Origin of the sequence: Paraburkholderia phymatum STM815 (genome assembly GCF_000020045.1) — a bacterium.
Classification (GTDB): domain Bacteria; phylum Pseudomonadota; class Gammaproteobacteria; order Burkholderiales; family Burkholderiaceae; genus Paraburkholderia; species Paraburkholderia phymatum.
In genome coordinates this window covers 700,334-721,301 of record NC_010622.1, presented here as the reverse complement: position 1 = coordinate 721,301, position 20,968 = coordinate 700,334, and the positions used below count along the sequence as shown (strand labels likewise).

16 protein-coding genes are annotated in these 20,968 nt (G+C 61.6%); 7 read left to right on the top strand and 9 right to left on the bottom strand.

What is annotated here, in order from left to right; all coding sequences use genetic code 11:
* Nucleotides 1-10: 10 nt before the first annotated feature.
* Together BPHY_RS03200 and speB are read right to left on the bottom strand one after the other, a co-directional pair.
* Nucleotides 11-1,639 (bottom strand): tetratricopeptide repeat protein, encoded by a 1,629-nt coding sequence (locus tag BPHY_RS03200; RefSeq protein WP_012400050.1) that lies wholly within the window; start codon nt 1,637-1,639, stop codon nt 11-13.
* Nucleotides 1,640-1,912: 273 nt separating this feature from the next.
* Nucleotides 1,913-2,905 carry an agmatinase gene (gene speB / locus BPHY_RS03195; protein ID WP_012400049.1) on the bottom strand — a complete coding sequence of 331 codons (993 nt, stop codon included), beginning with the start codon at nt 2,903-2,905 and terminating at the stop codon, nt 1,913-1,915.
* 161 nt (nt 2,906-3,066) lie between these two features.
* Here speB and BPHY_RS03190 point away from each other — a divergent pair, with 161 nt between their 5' ends.
* Entirely contained in the window at nt 3,067-3,981 is a 915-nt protein-coding gene (locus BPHY_RS03190; RefSeq protein WP_012400048.1) for a LysR family transcriptional regulator, read from the top strand.
* A gap of 7 nt (nt 3,982-3,988) precedes the next feature.
* Here the strand turns inward: BPHY_RS03190 and lolA are convergent, their stop codons facing one another.
* Nucleotides 3,989-4,684 (bottom strand): outer membrane lipoprotein chaperone LolA, encoded by a 696-nt coding sequence (lolA, locus tag BPHY_RS03185; RefSeq protein WP_012400047.1) that lies wholly within the window; start codon nt 4,682-4,684, stop codon nt 3,989-3,991.
* A gap of 36 nt (nt 4,685-4,720) precedes the next feature.
* A complete protein-coding gene (locus tag BPHY_RS03180) occupies nt 4,721-7,036 on the bottom strand; it encodes a DNA translocase FtsK (protein WP_041763254.1) in 2,316 nt (771 codons plus the stop codon).
* A 451-nt stretch (nt 7,037-7,487) separates the two neighbouring features.
* Between BPHY_RS03180 and trxB the strand changes: the two genes are divergently transcribed.
* The 3 genes from trxB to BPHY_RS03165 all read left to right on the top strand — a co-directional run bounded on the left by trxB (nt 7,488) and on the right by BPHY_RS03165 (nt 10,103).
* The gene (trxB, locus tag BPHY_RS03175) at nt 7,488-8,489 is read left to right on the top strand and encodes a thioredoxin-disulfide reductase (protein ID WP_012400045.1); all 1,002 of its coding nucleotides are present in this window, start codon (nt 7,488-7,490) and stop codon (nt 8,487-8,489) included.
* A gap of 177 nt (nt 8,490-8,666) precedes the next feature.
* Nucleotides 8,667-9,467, top strand: a complete 801-nt coding sequence (locus BPHY_RS03170; protein WP_012400044.1) for a Smr/MutS family protein — start codon at nt 8,667-8,669, stop codon at nt 9,465-9,467.
* Between the two features lie 15 nt (nt 9,468-9,482).
* Nucleotides 9,483-10,103: a trimeric intracellular cation channel family protein gene (locus tag BPHY_RS03165; RefSeq protein ID WP_012400043.1), complete on the top strand. Its 621-nt coding sequence runs from the start codon at nt 9,483-9,485 to the stop codon at nt 10,101-10,103.
* 191 nt (nt 10,104-10,294) lie between these two features.
* Here the strand turns inward: BPHY_RS03165 and BPHY_RS03160 are convergent, their stop codons facing one another.
* The 4 genes from BPHY_RS03160 to BPHY_RS03145 form a co-directional block, all read right to left on the bottom strand.
* Nucleotides 10,295-11,410, bottom strand: a complete 1,116-nt coding sequence (locus BPHY_RS03160; RefSeq protein WP_012400042.1) for an ABC transporter ATP-binding protein — start codon at nt 11,408-11,410, stop codon at nt 10,295-10,297.
* A gap of 118 nt (nt 11,411-11,528) precedes the next feature.
* Nucleotides 11,529-12,386, bottom strand: coding sequence for a carbohydrate ABC transporter permease (locus tag BPHY_RS03155; RefSeq protein WP_012400041.1), 858 nt, complete (start codon nt 12,384-12,386; stop codon nt 11,529-11,531).
* On the bottom strand, nt 12,376-13,317 hold the full coding sequence (locus BPHY_RS03150) for a carbohydrate ABC transporter permease (protein WP_012400040.1): 942 nt from the start codon (nt 13,315-13,317) through the stop codon (nt 12,376-12,378). Before BPHY_RS03150 ends, BPHY_RS03155 begins: the two co-directional genes overlap by 11 nt.
* 151 nt (nt 13,318-13,468) lie before the next feature.
* Nucleotides 13,469-14,716 (bottom strand): ABC transporter substrate-binding protein, encoded by a 1,248-nt coding sequence (locus BPHY_RS03145; RefSeq protein WP_012400039.1) that lies wholly within the window; start codon nt 14,714-14,716, stop codon nt 13,469-13,471.
* 529 nt (nt 14,717-15,245) lie between these two features.
* Here BPHY_RS03145 and zwf point away from each other — a divergent pair.
* The 3 genes from zwf to BPHY_RS03130 all read left to right on the top strand — a co-directional run bounded on the left by zwf (nt 15,246) and on the right by BPHY_RS03130 (nt 19,455).
* Entirely contained in the window at nt 15,246-16,703 is a 1,458-nt protein-coding gene (zwf, locus tag BPHY_RS03140; protein ID WP_012400038.1) for a glucose-6-phosphate dehydrogenase, read from the top strand.
* Nucleotides 16,704-16,850: 147 nt separating this feature from the next.
* Nucleotides 16,851-17,558 carry a 6-phosphogluconolactonase gene (gene pgl / locus BPHY_RS03135; protein WP_012400037.1) on the top strand — a complete coding sequence of 236 codons (708 nt, stop codon included), beginning with the start codon at nt 16,851-16,853 and terminating at the stop codon, nt 17,556-17,558.
* Complete coding sequence (locus BPHY_RS03130; protein WP_012400036.1) at nt 17,536-19,455, top strand: bifunctional transcriptional regulator/glucokinase; 1,920 nt, start codon at nt 17,536-17,538, stop codon at nt 19,453-19,455. The genes pgl and BPHY_RS03130 overlap by 23 nt, the downstream gene beginning before the upstream one ends.
* A 156-nt stretch (nt 19,456-19,611) precedes the next feature.
* Here BPHY_RS03130 and BPHY_RS03125 read toward each other — a convergent pair whose 3' ends face one another.
* Nucleotides 19,612-20,820, bottom strand: coding sequence for a Bcr/CflA family multidrug efflux MFS transporter (locus tag BPHY_RS03125; RefSeq protein WP_012400035.1), 1,209 nt, complete (start codon nt 20,818-20,820; stop codon nt 19,612-19,614).
* Between the last annotated feature and the right edge of the window lie 148 nt (nt 20,821-20,968).

Here is a 20,968-nt window from a genome sequence, read left to right as displayed (position 1 = left end):
TGTGAGACCTTCAGGTCGGCGCGCGTTCGTGAGCCGGCCATTGTTCGAGCGCGATTCTCACGCGCTCGATCACTCCGTCCCACTCGCCTGGCTGCGTCTGACGGAACAGACGCGTGCGCGGATACCACGGCGTGTCGTCGCGATCATGTAGCCAGCGCCAGCAGCCGTCGTAGCGCGACAGAACCCACGTCGGCCTGTTCAACGCACCGGCCAGATGCGCGATGGAGGTATCGACGGAAATCACGAGGTCGAGTTGCTCGATGATCGCGGCGGTGTCGGCGAACTCGTGAACCCCGTGCATCGGATCGAACGGGCGAAATTCCAGCGGTAGTGTGTCGATTTGCGGCTGCGTCAACGCGCCTTTTTGCAGACTGATGAACGTGATGCCCGGCACGCGCAGCAGCGGGAGATACGCGCGCGCGTCGAGCGAGCGGCGGCGGTCGACAGCGTTGATCGCCGGTTGATCGGGACGTGGATCGCCGGCCCAGACGAGGCCTACCCTGCGCGCGCCTTCTGGCAACCGTCCTTTCCATTGGGCGGCGTATGCCGGCGGCACGCTCAGATACGGCGTCCCGGCCGGAATGGTCGTAAGCGTCGTCCCGAGCCGATGGGGCAGGCTCATCGTCAGGCACACGTAGTCGTGCTTCGGAATATCGTGTTCGCCGTCGAGTGGAATGCATGCGTCGACGCCCTCGATGGTTTCGAGCAGGCTGCGCAACGCAGGCGAACACGCGAGGCTCAGCTTCGCGAGGCCGAGCGCCTTGAGCATCGGCAGATAGCGGCAGAATTGCAGACTGTCTCCGTGCCCTTGCTCCGGCCACACGAGCAACGATTTGCCCGCGAGCGGCTCGCCGCGCCAGAGCGGGAAATCGACGGGCGGTGGCGCGACCTTACGCGCCGGCCACGCGCGCTCGTAGCGTGTCTCGAACAGCGCCCATCCCTCCTCCAGGCGACCCACGTTGAGCAGCAGATGCGCGAGGTTGATCTTCACCTCGAAGTAGTCGGGCCGAAGCGCAAGCGTGTGCCGGTACGACGCTTCCGCTTCGGCGAAGCGATGCTGCATCTTGAGCACCACGCCGAGATTGAAATGGGCCTTGGCGTCGCGCGGATTGGCGGCAATCGCGCTCTTGTACGCGGCCTCGGCTTCACGCAAGCGCATTTGCTCCTGATACAGCACGCCAAGATTCACGTAGACATCGCCGTCGCCGGGCTGAAGTTCCAGCGCGCGCAGATAGCAGGATTCAGCCTCGTCCGAACGGCCTAGTTGCGCATGGAGCCGCCCGAGGTTCACGTAAGCGCCCGCGTGTGTCGGCGAAATCGAGAGTGCCTTGTGATAGCAGGCCTTTGCTTCGTCCAGGCGGCCCGACTCTTTCAGCACGACGCCGAGGTTGTTGTGCGCGTCGCAGTAATCGGGCTTCAGTGCGATTGCTCGCCGCCAGTAGATCTCCGCATGGTCCAAACGATCCAGCGACAGGCAGCACGCGGCGGCCAGATTGAAAACGTGCGCATCGGCGGTATGCGATGTCAGCAGCGGTTCGAGCAGTGCGAGCGCGGCATCGAAGCGTGCGTTGCCATACTGGGAGACGGCGGATGAATAACGATCAACTTTGGCCTGGGAATTCTGCCAATCACCGTACATGATTTGATCCTGCGGAGACGGATTAGGAAAGACTGCCGGCGCGCTCCCTGATTTATCCAGGAATCTTGATCGACATCGCGCCGAGGCCCATGTAGCGTACCGGGGCAAGTAGTCCGTCTCTAGCTCACTATTCTTAAAAATGGTGGTGCGGTGGCAACCTCGACGTTGGATGGCGAGAAATAAAAACGCCCACAACGGACATTGCGGGCGTTGTCCAAACGATTCTGCGAACCGTCCTTGCTCGTGGCGTCGTGCCGATGCCTATGCGACGAACTATCGCGTCGACGGCCGATACTCGACGCCCGGCAGCACGCACAACAGTTCAAAGGCAAGGTTCGCGCCGAGCAGCGCCGTCGTGCCGAACGGATCGTATGGCGGCGCGACCTCCACCAGATCGCAGCCGACGATATTCAGCCCGTGCGCGCCACGGATGATTTCGAGCGCCTGCGGCACCGTCAGCCCGGCGATCTCGGGCGTGCCCGTACCCGGCGCGAAGGCCGGATCGATCCCGTCGATATCGAACGTAAAGTAGACGGGGCCGTCGCCCATCTGCTCGCGCACACGCGACATCAGCGGCACCAGCGACTGATTCCAGCACGCTTCTGCCTGCACGACCTGAAAGCCCTGATCGCGGCACCAGTCGAAGTCTTCCGCCGCGTAGCCCGTACCACGCAAGCCGATCTGCACTACGCGGTCGCAATCGAGCAAACCCTCTTCGACCGCCCGGCGGAACGGCGTGCCGTGCGCGATCTTTTCTCCCATCATCATGTCGTTGACGTCCGCGTGGGCGTCGACGTGAATCAGGCCGACCTTGCCATATTTGCGGTGGATCGCGCGCAGAATCGGCAGCGTGATCGTATGGTCGCCGCCCAGCGTGATCGGCTTCGTGCCATGTTCCAGGATTTCATCGTAAGCGCGCTCAATGCGGCAGATCGAATCCAGCAGGTTGTACGGATTGATGGCGACATCGCCGATATCCGCGACACGCAGCGAATCGAACGGCGCCGCGCGCGTTGCCATATTGTATGGACGCAGCAGCACCGATTCGGCCCGAATCTGACGCGGGCCGAAGCGCGCGCCTGTGCGGTTCGACGTGCCCAGATCGAACGGCACGCCGACGAAACACACATCGAGCCCTTGCGCTGAGCCGACGTTCGGCAGCCGCATCATCGTGGCGATTCCGCCAGAGCGCGGCATCGCGTTGCCTGACAGCGGCTGCGGCCGTTCGGTCAGGTCGGGGGAAACGAAATTCGAGGAAGTATTCATCGTGGTCCGCCAATGAGAAGCACAGCGTCTAAAAAAAGCGTTGAATCCAGCAACCGCAACGCGCGGGCGCCCAGGCATCTCCTATTTTTGTGCAGTTCCGGCGAAGATAAAATGCCGGCGGAACAAACTTCACATCGATTTACGCCGATGTATCCTGCCGTATGTTCTCGCAATTCACCGATCTCGATCTGCGCCTGATTCGCGTGTTCCTCGCCATTGTGGACGCGGGCGGCGTCTCGCCTGCTCAGGCTGCCTTGAACGTAGGACAGTCGACCATCAGCACGCAACTGTCGACGCTCGAGACGCGTCTGGGCTACCGGCTATGCGAGCGCGGGCGCAGCGGTTTTAGCCTGACCGCGCGAGGCGAACAGTTCGTCGAAGCGGCGCGCGCATTGCTTTGCGCCGTCGATGCGTTCGGCGTGCAGGCGCGAAACGTCGGACGAAAGCTGGTCGGCACGCTCGGGATCGGCATGATTGGCCACACGCCGGTGTCGGAAAGTGCGCGAATCAGCGATGCAATTGCGCGGTTTCGCGCTCGCGACGAATCGGTGCGTTTCTCAATTCTGGTGCGCTCACCTGGCGAACTCGAAGAACTGCTGTTGAGCGGACGGATTCAGATCGGCATCGGATACTTCTGGCATCGCGTGCCGTCGCTTGAGTACACGGAGATTTTTTCCGAGGAACAGTTCGCGTATTGCGCGAAAGGGCATCCGCTCTTCGCGCAGGCAGGCAATGTCTCAGCCGCCGACGCCGCGCAGCACGAATGGGCATGGCGCAGCTATCCGTTGCCGGAAGCCGACGCGTCGGCGACGCCGCACAATGTCACCGCCGTCGCCGACAACATGGAGGCCGTCGCGATGCTCGTGCTATCGGGGCATCACCTCGGCTATCTGCCGGGGCACTTCGCGGCGCCATATGTGAAGGAAGGTTTGCTCGCCGCGGTAAACCGTCAGCAGATGGGCTACCGCGTTGCGTTCCATATGGTCACGCGCACGCGGCAGCATCGGACGGAAATCGTCGATGCGTTTATCGACGATATGAAGGCCGCGCATCCGTCGCCCGGCCTTCAGGCGTGACAGGCATTTAGCCGTTGATCACATCGGCGCCCTTCGGCACCGTGAACTTGAACGCGTCGGCGGGCAGCGACGGATTCTTCTGGATGTTGGAGAATTTCAGCAACGTCACGTTGCCGAACACATCGTGAAGTTCCATTGCTTCGAGGTTGCCCTCCTTGAAGCCGATGCCGACGCGCTGAAACTGCGTGTCCTTCGACTTCGGAATGAGTTCGAGCCAGTCGATGCCCGCCTTCACGCCCGCGTCCTTCAGCGTGAAATTCTTGTCGAGATCGTTGCTGCCGAACAGGATTGCGGCCGGGCTCGCGCCGAGCGCGCCGCCAAGCTTGCGCACCGTCACCTGGTTCAGATCCTTGTCGTACACGTAGAGCTTGTCGCCGTCGGCCTGTAGCAGCTGTGCATACGGCTTTTCGTACGCCCAGATGAACTTGCCCGGCCGCGCGAACGTAAACGAGCCACTCGACACCTTGTTCTGCGACGCGTTTTGCGTCGATAGCACGCCGCTCGCCTGTTGCTGCGCGTTACTCGGCGCCCGCACTTCCGTCTGCACGAACTCGCCGCGCGCGGAACGCACTTGCGACACGAATTGCTTGAGTTGCTCAGTGCCGCTCGCGAACGCATGCGAAGTGATGAGCATCGATGCGCCGAAAGCGAGCGCGCGCATCAGATTGCCAAGACGGGTCTTAGACCCAATGGTTTGCAGCATGTGGTTTTCTCCCTTGTAGCGCTCGGGCAGCGAACGTCAATCCGTCTCGCGCGCCGGCACCAAAATCTCGCGGTTGCCGTTCGACGACATTGCGGACACCAGCCCCGACTGCTCCATCTGTTCGAGCAGACGTGCGGCGCGGTTGTAGCCGATGCGCAGATGCCGCTGCACGAGCGAGATCGACGCGCGGCGATTCTTGACGACGATTTCGACGGCCTGATCGTATAGAGGGTCGGACTCGGTGCCGCCCGCTCCGGTTCCCGCCCCCTCTGCGGAACCTTCGTCGCCTTCACCCGATACGCCGCCTTCCAGCAGCCCTTCGATGTAGTTCGGCTCGCCCTGCTCCTTGAGCTTCTCGACCACGCGATGCACCTCGTCGTCGGACACGAACGCGCCGTGCACCCGGACGGGCAGACCCGAACCAGGCGGCAGATACAGCATGTCGCCCATGCCGAGCAGCGATTCCGCGCCTTGCTGGTCGAGGATAGTGCGCGAGTCGATCTTCGACGACACCTGGAACGCCATCCGCGTCGGCACGTTGGCCTTGATGAGGCCGGTGATCACGTCGACCGACGGACGCTGCGTCGCGAGAATCAGATGGATGCCCGCCGCGCGCGCCTTCTGTGCGATTCGTGCGATCAGTTCTTCAACCTTCTTGCCGACCACCATCATCAGGTCGGCCAATTCGTCGATCACGACGACGATATTCGGAAGACGCGACAGCGGTTCAGGATCGTCCGGTGTCAGGCTGAACGGATTCGGAAGCTTCTCTTCGCGCTTCGCCGCTTCGTCGATCTTATTGTTGAAACCCGCGAGGTTCCGCACGCCAAGCTTGCTCATCAGCTTGTAGCGGCGCTCCATTTCGGCGACGGTCCAGTTCAGCGCGTGACCGGCCTGGCGCATGTCCGTGACGACAGGACACAGCAGATGCGGAATGCCCTCGTAGACGCTCATTTCGAGCATCTTCGGATCGATCAGGATCATTCGCACCTGGTCCGCGCTCGCCTTGTACAAGAGCGAGAGAATCATCGCGTTGATACCGACCGACTTGCCCGAGCCCGTCGTGCCCGCAACCAGCAAGTGCGGCATTTTTGCGAGGTCCGCGCACACCGGCTTGCCGCCGATGTCCTTGCCGAGACCCATCGTCAGCGGCGACCCGGCGTCGGCGTAGACGGCCGAGCCGAGAATCTCCGACAGCCGCACCGTCTGACGACGTTGGTTCGGCAGTTCGAGCGCCATGAAATTCTTGCCCGGAATCGTTTCGACGACGCGGATCGACGTCAGCGACAGCGAGCGCGCCAGGTCCTTCGCCAGGTTCACGATCTGACTGCCCTTCACGCCGACCGCCGGTTCGATTTCGTAACGCGTGACGACCGGACCAGGATACGCTGCAACTACGCTCACATCGACGCCGAAATCCTTCAGCTTCTTCTCAATGAGTCGCGAGGTGAATTCGAGCGTATCGGCGGAGATGGTTTCCTGGGTGGCGGGGGCGGCATCGAGCAGCGAGATCGCGGGCAACGTGGAATCGCCGGGCAGGCTCTCGAACAGCGGCACCTGGCGTTCTTTCTCGACGCGTTCGGACTTCTCCGGCTTCGTCACGGGCGGGACGATTATCACCGGCTCGTGCTCCTCGATCTTCACGCGGTTCTGTTCAACCTTGCCTTCGCGCTTCACGGCGGCGGCTTCGCCGAGCTTGCGGTCGCGGCCTGCCTCGCGGCGCAGCTTGGCGAGCGTAACGGCATTGATGATCGAATCGCCGACCCTCTCGCACACCGAGAGCCACGAGAAACGGAAATAAAGCGACAGCCCGATGCCAAGCGCGATCAGCAGCGCCAGCGTGCCGCCCGTGAAACCGAGCGCGTGCGAGACGCCCTTCGCCACCGCCTCGCCGATCACGCCGCCCGGCGCGCGCGGCAACTGCACTTTCAGCGACCACATGCGCAGCGCCTCGATGCCGTCGCATGCGAGCAGCACCAGCACGAACGCGAACACGTCGGCGAGCCAGCTATTGTCGCGCGGCGTGTCTTCGGCGGGCTCTTCCTGACGCGTGATGCGCCTGTAGTTCGCAGAAATGCGGCGCGCGAGCAGCACGATCCACCACCAGGCGGACAGGCCGAAGAGCAGAAGGAGGATGTCCGAGGTCCAGGCGCCGACGCGTCCGGCCCAGTTCGAGATGTGATCGACGGCCGCCGCGTGCGTCCAGCTTGGGTCGCGGCGGCTGTAGCTGATCAGCGCCATCACGAGGAAGACGCCTAACGCCACCTGGAGAATCCAGCGGATTTCGGTGAAAAGGCGCGACATGCGGTGAGGCAATGCCTGCGCGTTCGCGGAGTATGGAGCTTTTGCCATTGAGCCTGTTGCGTGTGGCGGCCTGCAGCGGTTTGGGGTGCCGGCTTCTGTTGCCCTTCGTTCGCCTGCCGGGACTGACTCAGATGCCCACGATGTCTACCGGCAAGCCGCCTGTCGTTCGTTGGCGACTATTGTAAACGCACTGTTGCGCGCAAGGCTGTAAATGACGGTAACGTTGGCCGGACGACCAGGAATGTCGTAAATCCCATACGTTTTGCGGCCGATCCGGGTGGTTTCCGGCGTTTTCGGCGGCGAACGCGTCTTAGCCGTTCGACATCGGCTATCGGTTTGATCGTAAAGCTTCATGAAGCGGCGGCTTGCCCTGCCCTTTATAATACGGGGCTTATACCCAACTAACGTGTCAAGCAGGTTTTCCGGCTCGACGCCAGCACCGCCGGTCTGGCAACCGCTCCCTTGTGCCACGGACCGGCGCTTTTAACGGATTTCGATCATGCCAGCTTCCTCGACCAAACACGCGAAGGTTCTGATTCTCGGTTCCGGCCCTGCCGGTTACACGGCGGCCGTCTACGCGGCGCGCGCCAACCTGTCGCCGCTGCTCATCACGGGCCTCGCGCAGGGCGGCCAGCTGATGACCACGACGGACGTCGAAAACTGGCCCGCCGATCCCAACGGCGTACAAGGTCCGGAACTGATGGCTCGCTTTCTCGAGCACGCCGAGCGCTTCAACACCGAGATCGTGTTCGATCACATCCACACAGCCAGGCTGGACGAAAAGCCGATCCGCCTGATCGGCGATTCGGGCGAGTACACGTGCGACTCGCTGATCATCGCGACGGGCGCGTCGGCGCAGTATCTCGGCCTGCCGTCGGAAGAACTGTTCATGGGCCGCGGCGTGTCGGCGTGCGCGACCTGCGACGGCTTTTTTTACAAGAACCAGCACGTCGCCGTGGTCGGCGGCGGCAATACGGCCGTTGAAGAAGCGCTGTATCTCGCGGGCATCGCCAGGAAGGTGACGGTGATCCACCGCCGCGACAAGTTCCGCGCCGAGCCGATCCTGATCGACCGTTTGCTGGAGAAGGAAAAGGAAGGCGTCGTCGAAATCAAGTGGGATCACGTGCTCGACGAAGTGCAAGGCAATGACGGCGGCGTCAACGGCCTGCGCATCAAGAACGTGAAGACGGGCGCGACCACCGATATCGAGCTGCAAGGCCTGTTCGTCGCGATCGGCCACAAGCCGAACACGGATCTGTTCGAAGGCCAGTTGGAGATGAAGAACGGCTACATCATCACGAACGGCGGCCTGAACGGCAACGCGACGGGCACGAGCGTGCCGGGCGTGTTCGCGGCCGGCGACGTGCAGGATCACGTGTACCGTCAGGCGATCACGAGCGCGGGCACGGGCTGTATGGCTGCGCTGGATGCCCAGCGTTATCTGGAAAGCATCCATGAGTCGATTGGCGAGCGCGCGATGAGCGCTGAGGCGGATCGCTGATTTCTGCTTTCGTCGCTGGGCTCGTTGGGCGCGCGTCAGGGCGCTCGCATCGAGCCAAGTCCACGGATCGGTAGAATAGCGGCATGCAGCACGCTTGCCGCGCTTGTTGAGATGTTCGATGTTCGTAGGGGCCGCGGCGTGATGCCGGCGGCCCTTTTGTTTTCAGCTTCGATTGCCATGCCCAAGAATCTTCCCCATCCGAGCGAACCGAAACGGCCGCGTACCGCGGCTTCCAGTCCTGCTGATGCTGCGGGCTCTGCTACTTCGTCGTCTACGTCTTCATTGAAGAAGCCTTTGGTGGAGACGGGTGCTGGACTGGCCGGGCTCGGCGGCTTGCGCGATGCGTTGAAAGGCGCCTCTCAACGTGCTGAGCGTGAGAAGGCTGCGGCGGCGCAAGCGTCGCGCGAAGCGGCCGCCGATGCCGACATGTTCCGGCGCGAAATCGGTGAAGTCGCACCACTGGGCGCGAAGCCTCGCGCGTCGGTCGCTCGAACGCCGCCCGCGCCCGTTCCCCTTCAGACCAAACTCGACGAAGAAGCCGTGCTTCACGAAGCGATCTCCGATGAGTTCGATCCCGAAGTGCTGCTCGATACCGATGAGTCGCTTTCCTACTGTCGGCCGGGTGTGAGTCAGGAGATCGTTAAGAAGCTCCGACGCGGTGCCTGGATCGTGCAGGCGCAGCTCGATCTGCACGGGATGCGTCGCGAGGAAGCGCGCGAGGCTCTATCCGAATTCATTCGCGAGGCGAGCAAGAAGGGGCTGCGGTGTCTGCGCGTGATTCATGGGAAAGGACTGGGGTCGATCGGGAAAGAACCGGTGCTGAAAGGCAAGGTCCGCGCGTGGCTCGTGCAAAAGGAAGAAGTCATAGCGTTTTCTCAGGCTCGTGCGCATGATGGTGGCGCAGGGGCTGTGCTGGTTTTGTTACAGCCTGGGTCGGTTGGTCCCGGGTCTTCGCCTTCTTCCTCTGTCAAAGCCTAAGAAGGCTATCCAACGATGCATCCTCGCCTCTCTCTCGCGCTTGCCATCATGGAGGCGCTGGCTATTCTTGCGTACGCGATCTCAGGTTTTATCGAGGCTCGCACGAAACGGCTCGATGCGGTTGGGACTTTTCTTGTGGCGATGGCGACCGCTTTCGGTGGCGGGACTGTTCGAGATATTTTGCTCGATCGGAGGCCGTTCTATTGGGTCGAGCATCAGTGGTATGCGATTCTGATTTTTGCTCTGTCGTTCTTCGCGCCGTTTGTGCTGAAGGCTTATACGCGGGTTTTCAACGAACGTGTGTTGCTGGTGGCGGATGCTGTTGGGCTTGGGCTGTTTAGTATTTCGGGGACGTCGTTAGCACTCGATGCGCAGATGCCCTGGTTCGTGGCTTCGATGATGGGCGTCGCCACCGGCGTGTTCGGCGGGATCATTCGCGATGTGATCTGCAATGAGGTCCCGCTCATTCTGCGGGACTCTCGGCCGTATGCGACTTGTGCGCTCGTTGGTTGCTGGTTGTATCTGCTGCTCGACTATATCAACTTCGATACCGTCTACAGTGTGCTGATCGCTACGGGCTTTATTCTTGTCGCGCGACTGGTGACGTTTAAGCTCGATGTAAGGCTGCCGCATTGACAACTCGTTTGTCCTCCGGCTGGAGTTGAGGGCGAGCGTAGCAATCCAATGTATATGGCCGTATGGCCACCGTATGGCGAACGCTCCTTCGCCCGCATAAACGAAACCTGAAGCCCAAAGCCCAGAAAGCCCCGAGCGAATCTTATCCCTCGGGGCTTTCTCGAAACCAACCCAACAGCAGTCGTTAAACTTTAAGCAATTCGCTCTTCCGACTTTGGATCGAACAGAACTGCCTTGGAAACATCGAACATCAGCGACATGTTCTGATCCGGTTGCGGATTAGCGCCCGGGTGAACCCGGCTGACGATTCGCTTGCCATTCACTTGCGCGAACACCAGGGTGTCAGGGCCAGTCGGCTCGATCACATCGACCTTGACTTCGATCGGCTGCAGCTTACCGTCCTCGACGTTGTGAGCATTACGCGTATCGGTGATGCGTTCAGGACGCAGGCCAAGAATCACTTCCTTGCCGACATGTCCCTTCACCGCGCCATCGAACGGCAGATTCAGCACCGAGCGCTTAACGCCAGTATCCAACTCGAGCCCAACGCCCGAACCCTGCTCAACAACCTTCCCCTGAATGAAGTTCATCGGCGGTGCACCGATGAACCCAGCGACGAACAGATTCGAAGGCGAGTCATAGATCTCTTGCGGCGCACCGAACTGCTGAACGATTCCGTCCTTCATCACGGCGATACGATCACCCAGCGTCATGGCCTCGATCTGATCATGCGTCACATAAACAATCGTCGTGCCCAGGCGCTGATGCAGCAGCTTGATCTCCGAGCGCATCTCGATCCGCAGCTTCGCATCCAGGTTCGACAAAGGCTCATCGAACAGGAACATCGCCGGATCGCGCGCCAACGCACGCCCCATCGCCACGCGCTGACGCTGACCACCGGAAAGCTGGCCCGGCTTGCGATCCAGTAGATGCTCGATCTGCAGCAGCTTCGACACGCGCGAAACGATCTGATCCTGCTCACCCTTCGGCACCTTGCGAATGTTCAAGCCAAAAGAGATGTTGTCGCGCACCGTCATCGACGGATACAGCGCATACGACTGGAACACCATCGCGATATCGCGATCCTTCGGCGACAGGTTGTTCACCGTCTTGCCGCCGATCTGAATCTCGCCCTTCGTCACGGTCTCGAGACCGGCGATCATGTTAAGCAGCGTCGACTTACCGCAGCCCGAGCCGCCGACGAGAATCAGGAACTGACCGTCTTCGATGTCAATGTTGACACCCTTCAGGACAGGCACCCCGTTCGGGTAGGTCTTGTACACGTCACGGATGGAAAGGCTTGCCATGCTGTGAATCCTCTAGTCTCTGTACTGCTGATGCGTCGCTAGCTGGCGACGCGAGCCGAATACCGTTCAAGCCGCCGCCCACCTCATCGAATGAAGCGGGCAGCACGCCAAAGAAAAATTAGCCTTTCACCGCGCCCGCCGTCAGGCCGCGCACGAAGTAGCGGCCGGCAATCACATAGACGAGCAGCGTCGGCAGTGCCGCGATGATCGCGCCCGCCATGTCGACGTTATATTCCTTCACGCCCGTCGACGTATTCACGAGGTTGTTCAGCGCCACGGTGATCGGCATCGAATCGACACCGGAGAACACGATACCGAACAGGAAGTCATTCCAGATCTGCGTGAATTGCCAGATCAGGCATACCATGAAGATCGGCAGCGAGATCGGCATCATGATTTTCGTGAAGATCATGAAGAACCCTGCTCCGTCGATCCGCGCAGCCTTCACAAGTTCGGCCGGTACGCTCACGTAGAAGTTGCGGAAGAACATCGTCGTGAACGCGATACCGTAGACCACGTGCACCAGCACCAGACCGCCAATCGTGTTCGACAGGCCGAAGAAGCCTTGCAGACGCGCCATCGGCAGCAGGATCGCCTGAAACGGAATGAAGCAGCCGACCAGCAGCATCGTGAAGAGCGCGTCCGCGCCGCGAAAGCGCCAGTGCGTCAGCACATAGCCGTTGAACGCGCCGATGATCGACGAGATCAGCACGGCGGGAATCACCATCTTCACCGAATTGAAGAAGAACGGCTGCATCCCCTCGCAGCGCACACCCGTACACGCCTCGCTCCACGCCTTCACCCACGGCGCGACCGTCCAGTGCGACGGCGGCGTGAGCAGGTTGCCCGTGCGTAGCTGGTCGATGTCCTTGAACGACGTCGACAGCATCACGTACAGCGGGAACAGGAAGTACAACGCAAACAGAATCAGTGCCGCGTAGATGACAGCACGGCTGATGTTCATCTTAGGCTGCATTGCGCGTGCTCCTCGATTCAAGGTACATCAGCGGCACGAGCACGGCCACGACGGTTGCGAGCATCATCATCGACGACGCAGCGCCGACGCCCAGTTGCCCGCGGTTGAACGAAAACGTATACATGAACATCGCGGGCAGCGACGACGACGTACCCGGACCGCCCGCCGTCAACGCGACGACGAGGTCGAAGGTCTTGATCGTGATGTGGCAGAGAATCAGCAGCACCGAGAAAAACACCGGGCGCATGCTCGGAATCACGATCTTGCGGTAGATGGTCGGCAGCGTTGCGCCGTCCACTTGCGCGGCCTTGAAGATTTCGCTGTCGACACCGCGCAATCCGGCGAGGAACAGCGCCATCACGAAGCCCGTCGACTGCCACACGGCCGCGATCACGACGCAGAAAATCGCCTTGTCGGGGTCGCCCAGCCAGCCGAACGAGAAGCTCGTCCAGCCCCAGTCGTTCAGCACCTTCTGGAAGCCGAGATCGGGGTTCAGAATCCACTGCCACGCCGTGCCCGTCACGATGAACGACAGTGCCATCGGATACAGGAACACCGCGCGCAATGCGCCTTCATTGCGGATCTTCTGGTCGAGCAGGATGGCGAGGAACAGACCCAGCCCGACGCAGATCGCGATGAACGGAATGCCGAACCAGCCGAGGTTCTTCGCCGACGTCCACCAGACGTCGTTATCGAACAGCTCTGTATAGCGCTCGAAACCGGCGAAGTCGTAACGCGGCATCAGTCGCGACGTGGACAGCGACAGATAGCCCGTGATGAGAATGAAACCGTAGACAAAGACAAGGCTGATCACGATGCTGGGCGACAACACCAGCTTCGGAATCCAGCGGTCGGCCATTGCCGCCATCGGCGATACGCGGCGTGCTGCGGACGCCGTGCCTTTTGCGTTTCCGCTAATAGAAGCAGTCACAACTCGACTCCTGGAACTGTACCGTCAGGCATCAGGGAAGACGCCGGAAACGGCAGAGGCGCGGATGCATTGCACCATCGTCGCCCGGCACGTACGAATCCATTAAAGGCCATGCGCGCCGGGCGTTCTGCTACAACTGTGCTACGACTGCTTACTTCGTCTTCGCAGCCTTCGCGAGAGCGGCAACTGCGCTCTTGGAGTCCTGATTCGAGTTCATGAACTTCGTCACGACGTCCGAGATAGCGCCCGCCGCTGCGTCCGGCTGAGCCATGCCGTGAGCCAGCGACGGCACATAGCCGCCCGACTTGATGGCCACCTGTTCATCAGCGTAGGACTTCTTCGCGCAGTCGTCGAATTTATCCATCGACACGCCGAGACGAACGGGAATCGAACCCTTGTACAGGCTGAACTGCTCCTGGAATTCCGGGCTCATGATGGTCTTCGCGAGCGCCAGCTGGCCCGGCGTTGCGGCCTTTTGACCCTTCTGCTGGAAGAACACGAACGAGTCCACATTGAACGTGTACGACTTTTCCGTACCCGGAACGGCCGCGCAGATGTAGTCCGAGCCGGACTTCTTGTTCGCGTTCGCGAACTCGCCCTTCGCCCAGTCACCCATGAACTGCATGCCGGCCTTGCCGTTGATGACCATTGCCGTCGCCAGGTTCCAGTCGCGACCCGTGCGGCCGCTGTCGAAGTACCCCTGGATCTTGCGGACCGTGTCGAACACGCCAAGCATCTTGTCCGACGTCAGCGTTTTCTGGTCGAGGTCGACCAGCGCCTTCTTGTAGAAGTCCGCGCCTTGCGACAGCACGACGTCTTCCCACAGCGTCAGGTCTTGCCACGGCTGGCCGCCCATCGCGATCGGCTGGATGCCCGCTGCCTTCATCTTGTCGGCGACAGCGAAGAACTCGGGCCACGTGGTCGGCACCTTGCCGCCTGCCTTGTCGAGCGCAGCCTTGTTGATGTACAGCCAGTTGACGCGGTGCACCGAGAACGGCGCCGCGACATAGTGGCCGTCTGCATGCATGATCTTGTCGATTTCGGGCGGCAGGTTCTTCTTCCAGTCGCCAGCGACGGAATCGATGTTCACCAGCACGCCTTGCGATGCCCAGTCCTGGATCAGCGGGCCCTTGATCTGAGCCGCGCTCGGCGCGTTGCCCGAGATCACCTGGGTCTTCAGTGCCGTCATGGCCGCTGCGCCCGCGCCGCCTGCCACCGCGAAGTCCTTCCACGTGTAACCCTGCTTCTGCAGGTCGTCTTTCAGCACGCCGACGGCCTTCGACTCGCCGCCCGACGTCCACCAGTGCAGCACTTCGACAGATTCGGCCGCCTGTGCCGTGGCGACGCCACACATCAGACCTGCGGCGCACAGGGCGCCCATGATCGCACGGAATTTCATTGCTTATCTCCTCCAGACACCTGAACTAAAAACGAGTGGCCCCTGATGTCACCAGGGTGTGATGGTTGGTCAAACAGGCAATACGCTGGACGGTCGAGCGTCGGTCAGGCACATGTCGATATGGATGTGCCAGCGCGCCGAGGTTCGGCCGCATGACGCTCAAGAGATGAGTGATGTGCAGTGCAAGAACTGTCTCCTCTTTTGATTTTTGCCTGCTCCGCCTTCTGACTGCGGCGCGTTGCAGACTCGAGGTGGCCCGCGCATGTCATTCGCTGACAACGCCTCTTTCCGCCATGCTGCGCCGCGCTCGAAAGGCACTCAGGCGCATGCTGGACGCGTTGTCCGTTAACATGCAGGGAAGCTACGTGCACCCGCGAAAACGCGCTAGTTCACCCTCCACGCACGCTTTTTTCACCGAATTCACGTTACCTCTTGATTTGGATTGTAGTTAAACTACAATTCAGTGTCAAAAAAAATTTTATCGGACTACGGGCGCCTTACACGCCCATCGGATATCCCACGGAGACGCATGCAAACCGACTCTAGCTTCACCTTCGTTCTCTTCGGCGGAACTGGCGATCTGTCGATGCGCAAAATCCTCCCTGCACTGTATGAAGCACACCGTGCGGGTATGCTCGCGGCGAGCGGCAAGATCGTGGCCGTCGCGCGTCATGAGGCAGACCGTGACGGTTATCTGCGATGGGTCAATGAGCACGTGAAGGCGCACGTCGCGAAGAGCGGCGTCGACGACAACGCGTGGGCGAGCTTTATCGATCGTATCGAGTATGTGAAGCTCGATCTCGGCAACGCGGAAGACTTCGTGCAATTGCGCGATGCCGTGCGGGACCTGCCCGGCACGCGCGTGTTCTATCTGGCGACGGGACCGTCGCTGTTCGTGCCGATTTGCCGCGCGCTTGCGTCCGTCGGTCTGAACGAGAACGCGCGCATCGTGCTCGAAAAGCCGCTCGGCTACGACCTGCGTTCGTCGAATGCGATCAACGACGCGGTCGGCGAAATCTTCGCCGAAGGGCAGATCTACCGCATCGACCACTACCTCGGTAAAGAGCCCGTGCAAAACCTGCTGGCGCTGCGCTTCGGCAATGCGCTGTTCGAACCGCTGTGGCGTCGCGAGTGGGTTGAGAGCATCCAGATCACGATTGCGGAAGAACTCGGCGTCGAGGCGCGCGGCGACTTCTACGACAATACGGGCGCGCTGCGCGACATGGTGCAGAACCATTTGCTGCAACTGCTCTCGATCGTCGCAATGGAACCGCCGCATTCGATGGACTCGGATTCCGTCCGCGATGAAAAGCTGCGCGTGCTGCGTGCGCTGAAGCCGATCGATCCGCGCGATATCAGCAGGGTCGCCGTGCGAGGTCAATATCATGCGGGCGTCATCCGGGGCACGTCGGTGCCCGCGTATGCGACGGAACCCGGCGTCAAACAGGACAGTGCAACGGAAACGTTTGTCGCGCTGAAGGTCGAGATCGACAACTGGCGCTGGGCGGGCGTGCCGTTCTTCCTGCGCACGGGCAAACGGCTCGCCGATCGCATCGCGGAAATCGTCGTGAACTTCCGGCCGGTGCCGCATTCGGCACTGGGTGCGTCGGCACTGCGCGCGGGCGCGAACCGGCTGGTGATCCGCCTGCAGCCAAATGAAACCATTCGCCTCTATTGCCTCGCGAAGAAACCGGGCGAAGGGATGAACCTGTCGAGCGTGCACCTCGACCTCGCCTTCGACCAGTTCTTCAAGGAAGGCCAGATGGAGGCATACCAGCGCCTGCTGCTGGATGTGATCAACGGGCGTCTCGCGCTGTTCGTGCGCCGCGACGAACAGGAAGCCGCATGGAAGTGGGTCGAGCCGATCCTCAACGAATGGGCCGCGTCGGGCAAGCCGAAGCCGTATGCAGCAGGCACGTGGGGGCCGGCAGCAGCAAGCGCGATGCTCGCCCAGCACGGCACCTGCTGGCTCGAAGAAGAAAACTGAATTTGAAGTCTGGCGGCGCGTTTTGTTTTGACCTGCGATGATCGACGTTTTTTTGATCTTCACGTCGCCTAGGGCAACGCGCCGTGTGCAGCACAGCATGATCCCGCAGCACCTCAGATCAAACAAAGAAAGCAGCATGGAGGAGAAGTGATCGAGCTTCACGCTTTCGACGGCCCGCGCGCCCAATCCGACGCGCTGGCGAAGGCGGTCGGCGACGCGTTACATGCGTCGCTCGCCGCCGGTGCGACCGCGACCCGCGCCCGCCCGACGACGCTTGCCGTGTCCGGCGGCACGAGTCCGCGTCCGTTTCTGCAGACGCTATCCGCGCAACCGTTCGACTGGAAGCGCATTGTCGTGACGCTCGTCGACGACCGCTGGGTGCCCGAGACCGACGACGCCAGCAACGCCCGCCTCGCGCGCGAGGCACTATTGCAGCATGCCGCGCGTGATGCTGCGTTCCTTCCGCTCGTCGACACGGCGCAATCGCTCGACGCTTTCGTCGCCGCATTGAACGGTGAAGTCGCGAGGGGTTCGCGTCATGTGCCCGACGTCGCGGTGCTCGGCATGGGCGAAGACGGTCACACGGCCTCCATTTTTGCGGACGCGCCCGAATGGGAGCACGCCGTCACGACGGCCGAACCGTTCGTCGCCGTTCATCCTGGCGCCGCGCCGCATGCGCGCGTCAGCTGGTCGATGTCCGCCTTGAAGAAGATCGACCGGCTGTTCCTGCTGATCGCCGGTCAGACAAAGCTCGACGTGCTCAATGCCGCCGTAGCCGCCCCACAAAAAAATGCCATCTCGACGCTGGCGAACGACAAGGGAGTGAGACTCGATGTCTACTGGTGTGCAAACTAAAGCTGCCCCCGGCGCGGGCCAGCACGCCGACGGACCGAGGCTGCTCGCCGACATCGGCGGCACCAATGCGCGCTTCGCGCTTGAGACGGGTCCAGGCGAAATTACGCAGGTTCTCGTCTATCCCTGCGCGGACTATCCTGGTGTCGCAGATGTCATCAAGAAGTATCTGAAAGACACGAAGATCGGTCGCGTGAATCATGCTGCGATTGCGATCGCGAATCCCGTCGATGGCGATCAGGTCAGCATGACCAACCACGACTGGACGTTCTCGATCGAAGCGACACGCCGCGCACTCGGCTTCGACACGCTGCTGGTGGTCAACGACTTCACTGCGCTCGCGATGGCGCTGCCGGGTCTCACCGATTCGCAACGCGTGCAGGTGGGCGGCGGCTCGCGCCGGCAGAACAGCGTGATTGGCCTGCTCGGGCCGGGCACGGGCATGGGCGTGTCGGGTCTGATTCCCGCCGACGACCGCTGGATCGCGCTCGGCAGCGAAGGCGGCCACGCCACCTTTGCGCCGATGGACGAACGCGAAGACCTGGTGTTGCAGTATGCGCGCAAGAAGTGGTCGCACGTGTCGTTCGAACGTGTCGCGGCCGGCCCCGGCATCGAAGTGATCTATCGCGCGCTCGCGGGGCGCGACAAGAAGCGCGTGCCCGCGACGATCGAAGTGTCGGAGATCGTCAAGAAGGGGCTCGACGGCGATCCGCTCGCGGCTGAAACGATCGATGTGTTCTGCGGCATTCTTGGCACGTTCGCGGGGAATATCGCGGTGACGCTCGGCGCGCTGGGCGGCATTTATATCGGCGGCGGCGTCGTGCCGCGCCTGGGTGAAGTGTTCGCACGCTCATCGTTCCGTCAACGCTTCGAGGCGAAAGGCCGCTTCGAAGCGTATCTGAAGAACGTGCCGACGTACGTGATCACCGCGGAGTATCCGGCCTTCCTGGGCGTGTCGGCGATTCTCGCTGAGCAGTTGTCGAATCGGGCGGGCGGCAGTTCGTCGGCGGTATTCGAACGGATTCGCCAGATGCGCGATGCGCTGACGCCGGCCGAGCGGCGTGTTGCGGATCTCGCGTTGAACCATCCGCGCTCGATCATCAACGATCCGATCGTCGATATCGCGCGCAAGGCCGACGTAAGTCAGCCGACGGTGATCCGCTTCTGCCGTTCACTGGGCTGCCAGGGTCTTTCCGATTTCAAACTGAAGCTGGCGACGGGTTTGACGGGCACGATCCCTGTCTCGCATAGCCAGGTGCATCTCGGCGATACCGCAACGGATTTCGGCGCGAAGGTGCTGGACAATACCGTGTCCGCGATCTTGCAGTTGCGCGAGCACCTGAATTTCGAGCATGTCGAGTCGGCGATTGATCTGCTGAACGGCGCGCGACGTATCGAGTTCTATGGTTTGGGCAACTCGAACATCGTCGCGCAGGATGCGCATTACAAGTTCTTCCGCTTCGGCATTCCGACCATTGCTTATGGCGATCTGTATATGCAGGCGGCGTCGGCGGCGCTGCTCGGCAAAGGTGACGTGATCGTTGCCGTTTCGAAGTCGGGACGCGCGCCGGAATTGCTGCGCGTGCTGGAAGTAGCGATGCAGGCGGGTGCGAAGGTGATTGCCATCACGTCGAGCAATACGCCGCTGGCGAAACGCGCGACGGTCGCACTCGAGACGGATCACATCGAGATTCGCGAATCGCAGCTGTCGATGATCTCGCGGATCTTGCATCTGCTGATGATCGATATTCTGGCTGTCGGGGTGGCGATTCGGCGCGCTGCGCCGGCTTCATCGGAAGTTAGCGCTGCCGTTGCCAAGGCCCGTAAAGGCGCCGATGATGATACATCGGCGGTGCTCGACTGGCTTAGTCATGGGGCGGCCGCCTCGCCGAAGGATTAACGGTTTTTTCCTGCGGCGCCGCGTTGCCCGTTTAGTTCTTCCTTTTGCTCGCACCCGCGTGGCATGTTTGATTTGCTGGCAGCGCCGGCAAACCAGAACATCACGCGGATGCCAGCGAAAAGGCGAGAACGGCGACGGCGTCGCAGACAACAACAACTACAACGCCGGCCTCCCATGCCACCGCACTACCAGAAACCTGCCAACAAAGCACAAAGAGCCGGCGACCGCTATAGTCACCCCCATGCCTTGCGGCGATCCATCATGCCAAAGCCCGACAGCCAAGGAAGACAAAGCCCCTAACGCCAACTGCACAGCCCCGAACACAGCCGCGGCCGCGCCGGCATTACGTGGATATCTGTGCATCAGATCGGTAGTGCAATTGGCCGACAGCAAGCCAACCACACCGACCACGAAAAACAAGCCGGCCACGATCGACCACAACCCGCCCCACCCCGTCAGACACATCAATGCGACGAACAACGAAGCGACGAAGCTGATCGACGCAGCAACGGAAATCACGGGCAGCGGCCCCGTGCGGCCGACAACCCGTGTGTTGATGAAGTTGCCGAGCATGATACCGACGATGTTCATTCCGAACAGAAAGCCATAGTGCTGCGCAGACACATGGAAGTACTCGATATAAACGAACGGCGTCGCCGTGATATAGGCAAACATGGAAGCGAACGCCATGCCGCCGCACAGCATGTGCCCCCAGGTCACAGGGTCTTTCAGCAGCGTGCCGTAGGCGGCAAATGACTGAAACACCGCACCGTGTGCGCGCTTCTCCCGCGGCCACGTCTCCGGCACCCGCATGAATGCAGTCGCGGCGCATATCGCACCGAAAATCGTCAGCGCGATGAAGACGACCCGCCAGCCGCCCAGCAGCAGCAACTGCCCGCCGATCAACGGCGCAAGCAACGGTCCGATCGACGTGACGATGGCAAGCATCGACAGCACACGCGCTGCATCGGCAGGACCATGCGCGTCGCGGGCGATCGCACGCGCCAGCACCGACGCAGCACCCGCGCCGAGCGCCTGCACGAAGCGGAACGTGATGAGCGAACCGATCGACGGCGACAACGCACAAACGATCGTCGCGAGCGTGTACATGACAATGCCGCCGAGCAGCACGGGACGCCGCCCATATGCGTCCGACATCGGCCCATACAGCAGCATGCCGATCGAGAAGCCGAGCATGAAGCTCGTCAGCGTGCTCTGCGCGGCGCCCGCACTGACGCTGAACGCTCGCGTGATCGACGGCAGGCTGGGCAGATACATATCGATCGAAATCGGCCCGCACGCGGCGAGCGCGCCGAGCAGCAGAATCAGCCGCGCGTCGGGCCGGGATCTGACGTCGTGAGACATGGAATTCCAGTGAGAAGCAGCGCGCAAGGAACGGCGATGCTGGACCGGCGGTCCGTGCAGCGCTGCGGATACGGCCCCCGATTGTAACCGACGCCCCATACTGCCCTGCCCCGCCGGGCGTTATCGCCAGCCGGGCCCCGCCGTATCG

Bases quoted from the DNA above. Each gene is read 5' to 3' on its own strand.
- BPHY_RS03200 (WP_012400050.1), bottom strand. From the start codon at position 1,639: ATGTACGGTGATTGGCAGAATTCCCAGGCCAAAGTTGATCGTTATTCA.
- speB (WP_012400049.1), bottom strand. From the start codon at position 2,905: ATGAATACTTCCTCGAATTTCGTTTCCCCCGACCTGACCGAACGGCCG.
- BPHY_RS03190 (WP_012400048.1), top strand. From the start codon at position 3,067: ATGTTCTCGCAATTCACCGATCTCGATCTGCGCCTGATTCGCGTGTTC.
- lolA (WP_012400047.1), bottom strand. From the start codon at position 4,684: ATGCTGCAAACCATTGGGTCTAAGACCCGTCTTGGCAATCTGATGCGC.
- BPHY_RS03180 (WP_041763254.1), bottom strand. From the start codon at position 7,036: ATGGCAAAAGCTCCATACTCCGCGAACGCGCAGGCATTGCCTCACCGC.
- trxB (WP_012400045.1), top strand. From the start codon at position 7,488: ATGCCAGCTTCCTCGACCAAACACGCGAAGGTTCTGATTCTCGGTTCC.
- BPHY_RS03170 (WP_012400044.1), top strand. From the start codon at position 8,667: ATGCCCAAGAATCTTCCCCATCCGAGCGAACCGAAACGGCCGCGTACC.
- BPHY_RS03165 (WP_012400043.1), top strand. From the start codon at position 9,483: ATGCATCCTCGCCTCTCTCTCGCGCTTGCCATCATGGAGGCGCTGGCT.
- BPHY_RS03160 (WP_012400042.1), bottom strand. From the start codon at position 11,410: ATGGCAAGCCTTTCCATCCGTGACGTGTACAAGACCTACCCGAACGGG.
- BPHY_RS03155 (WP_012400041.1), bottom strand. From the start codon at position 12,386: ATGCAGCCTAAGATGAACATCAGCCGTGCTGTCATCTACGCGGCACTG.
- BPHY_RS03145 (WP_012400039.1), bottom strand. From the start codon at position 14,716: ATGAAATTCCGTGCGATCATGGGCGCCCTGTGCGCCGCAGGTCTGATG.
- zwf (WP_012400038.1), top strand. From the start codon at position 15,246: ATGCAAACCGACTCTAGCTTCACCTTCGTTCTCTTCGGCGGAACTGGC.
- BPHY_RS03130 (WP_012400036.1), top strand. From the start codon at position 17,536: ATGTCTACTGGTGTGCAAACTAAAGCTGCCCCCGGCGCGGGCCAGCAC.
- BPHY_RS03125 (WP_012400035.1), bottom strand. From the start codon at position 20,820: ATGTCTCACGACGTCAGATCCCGGCCCGACGCGCGGCTGATTCTGCTG.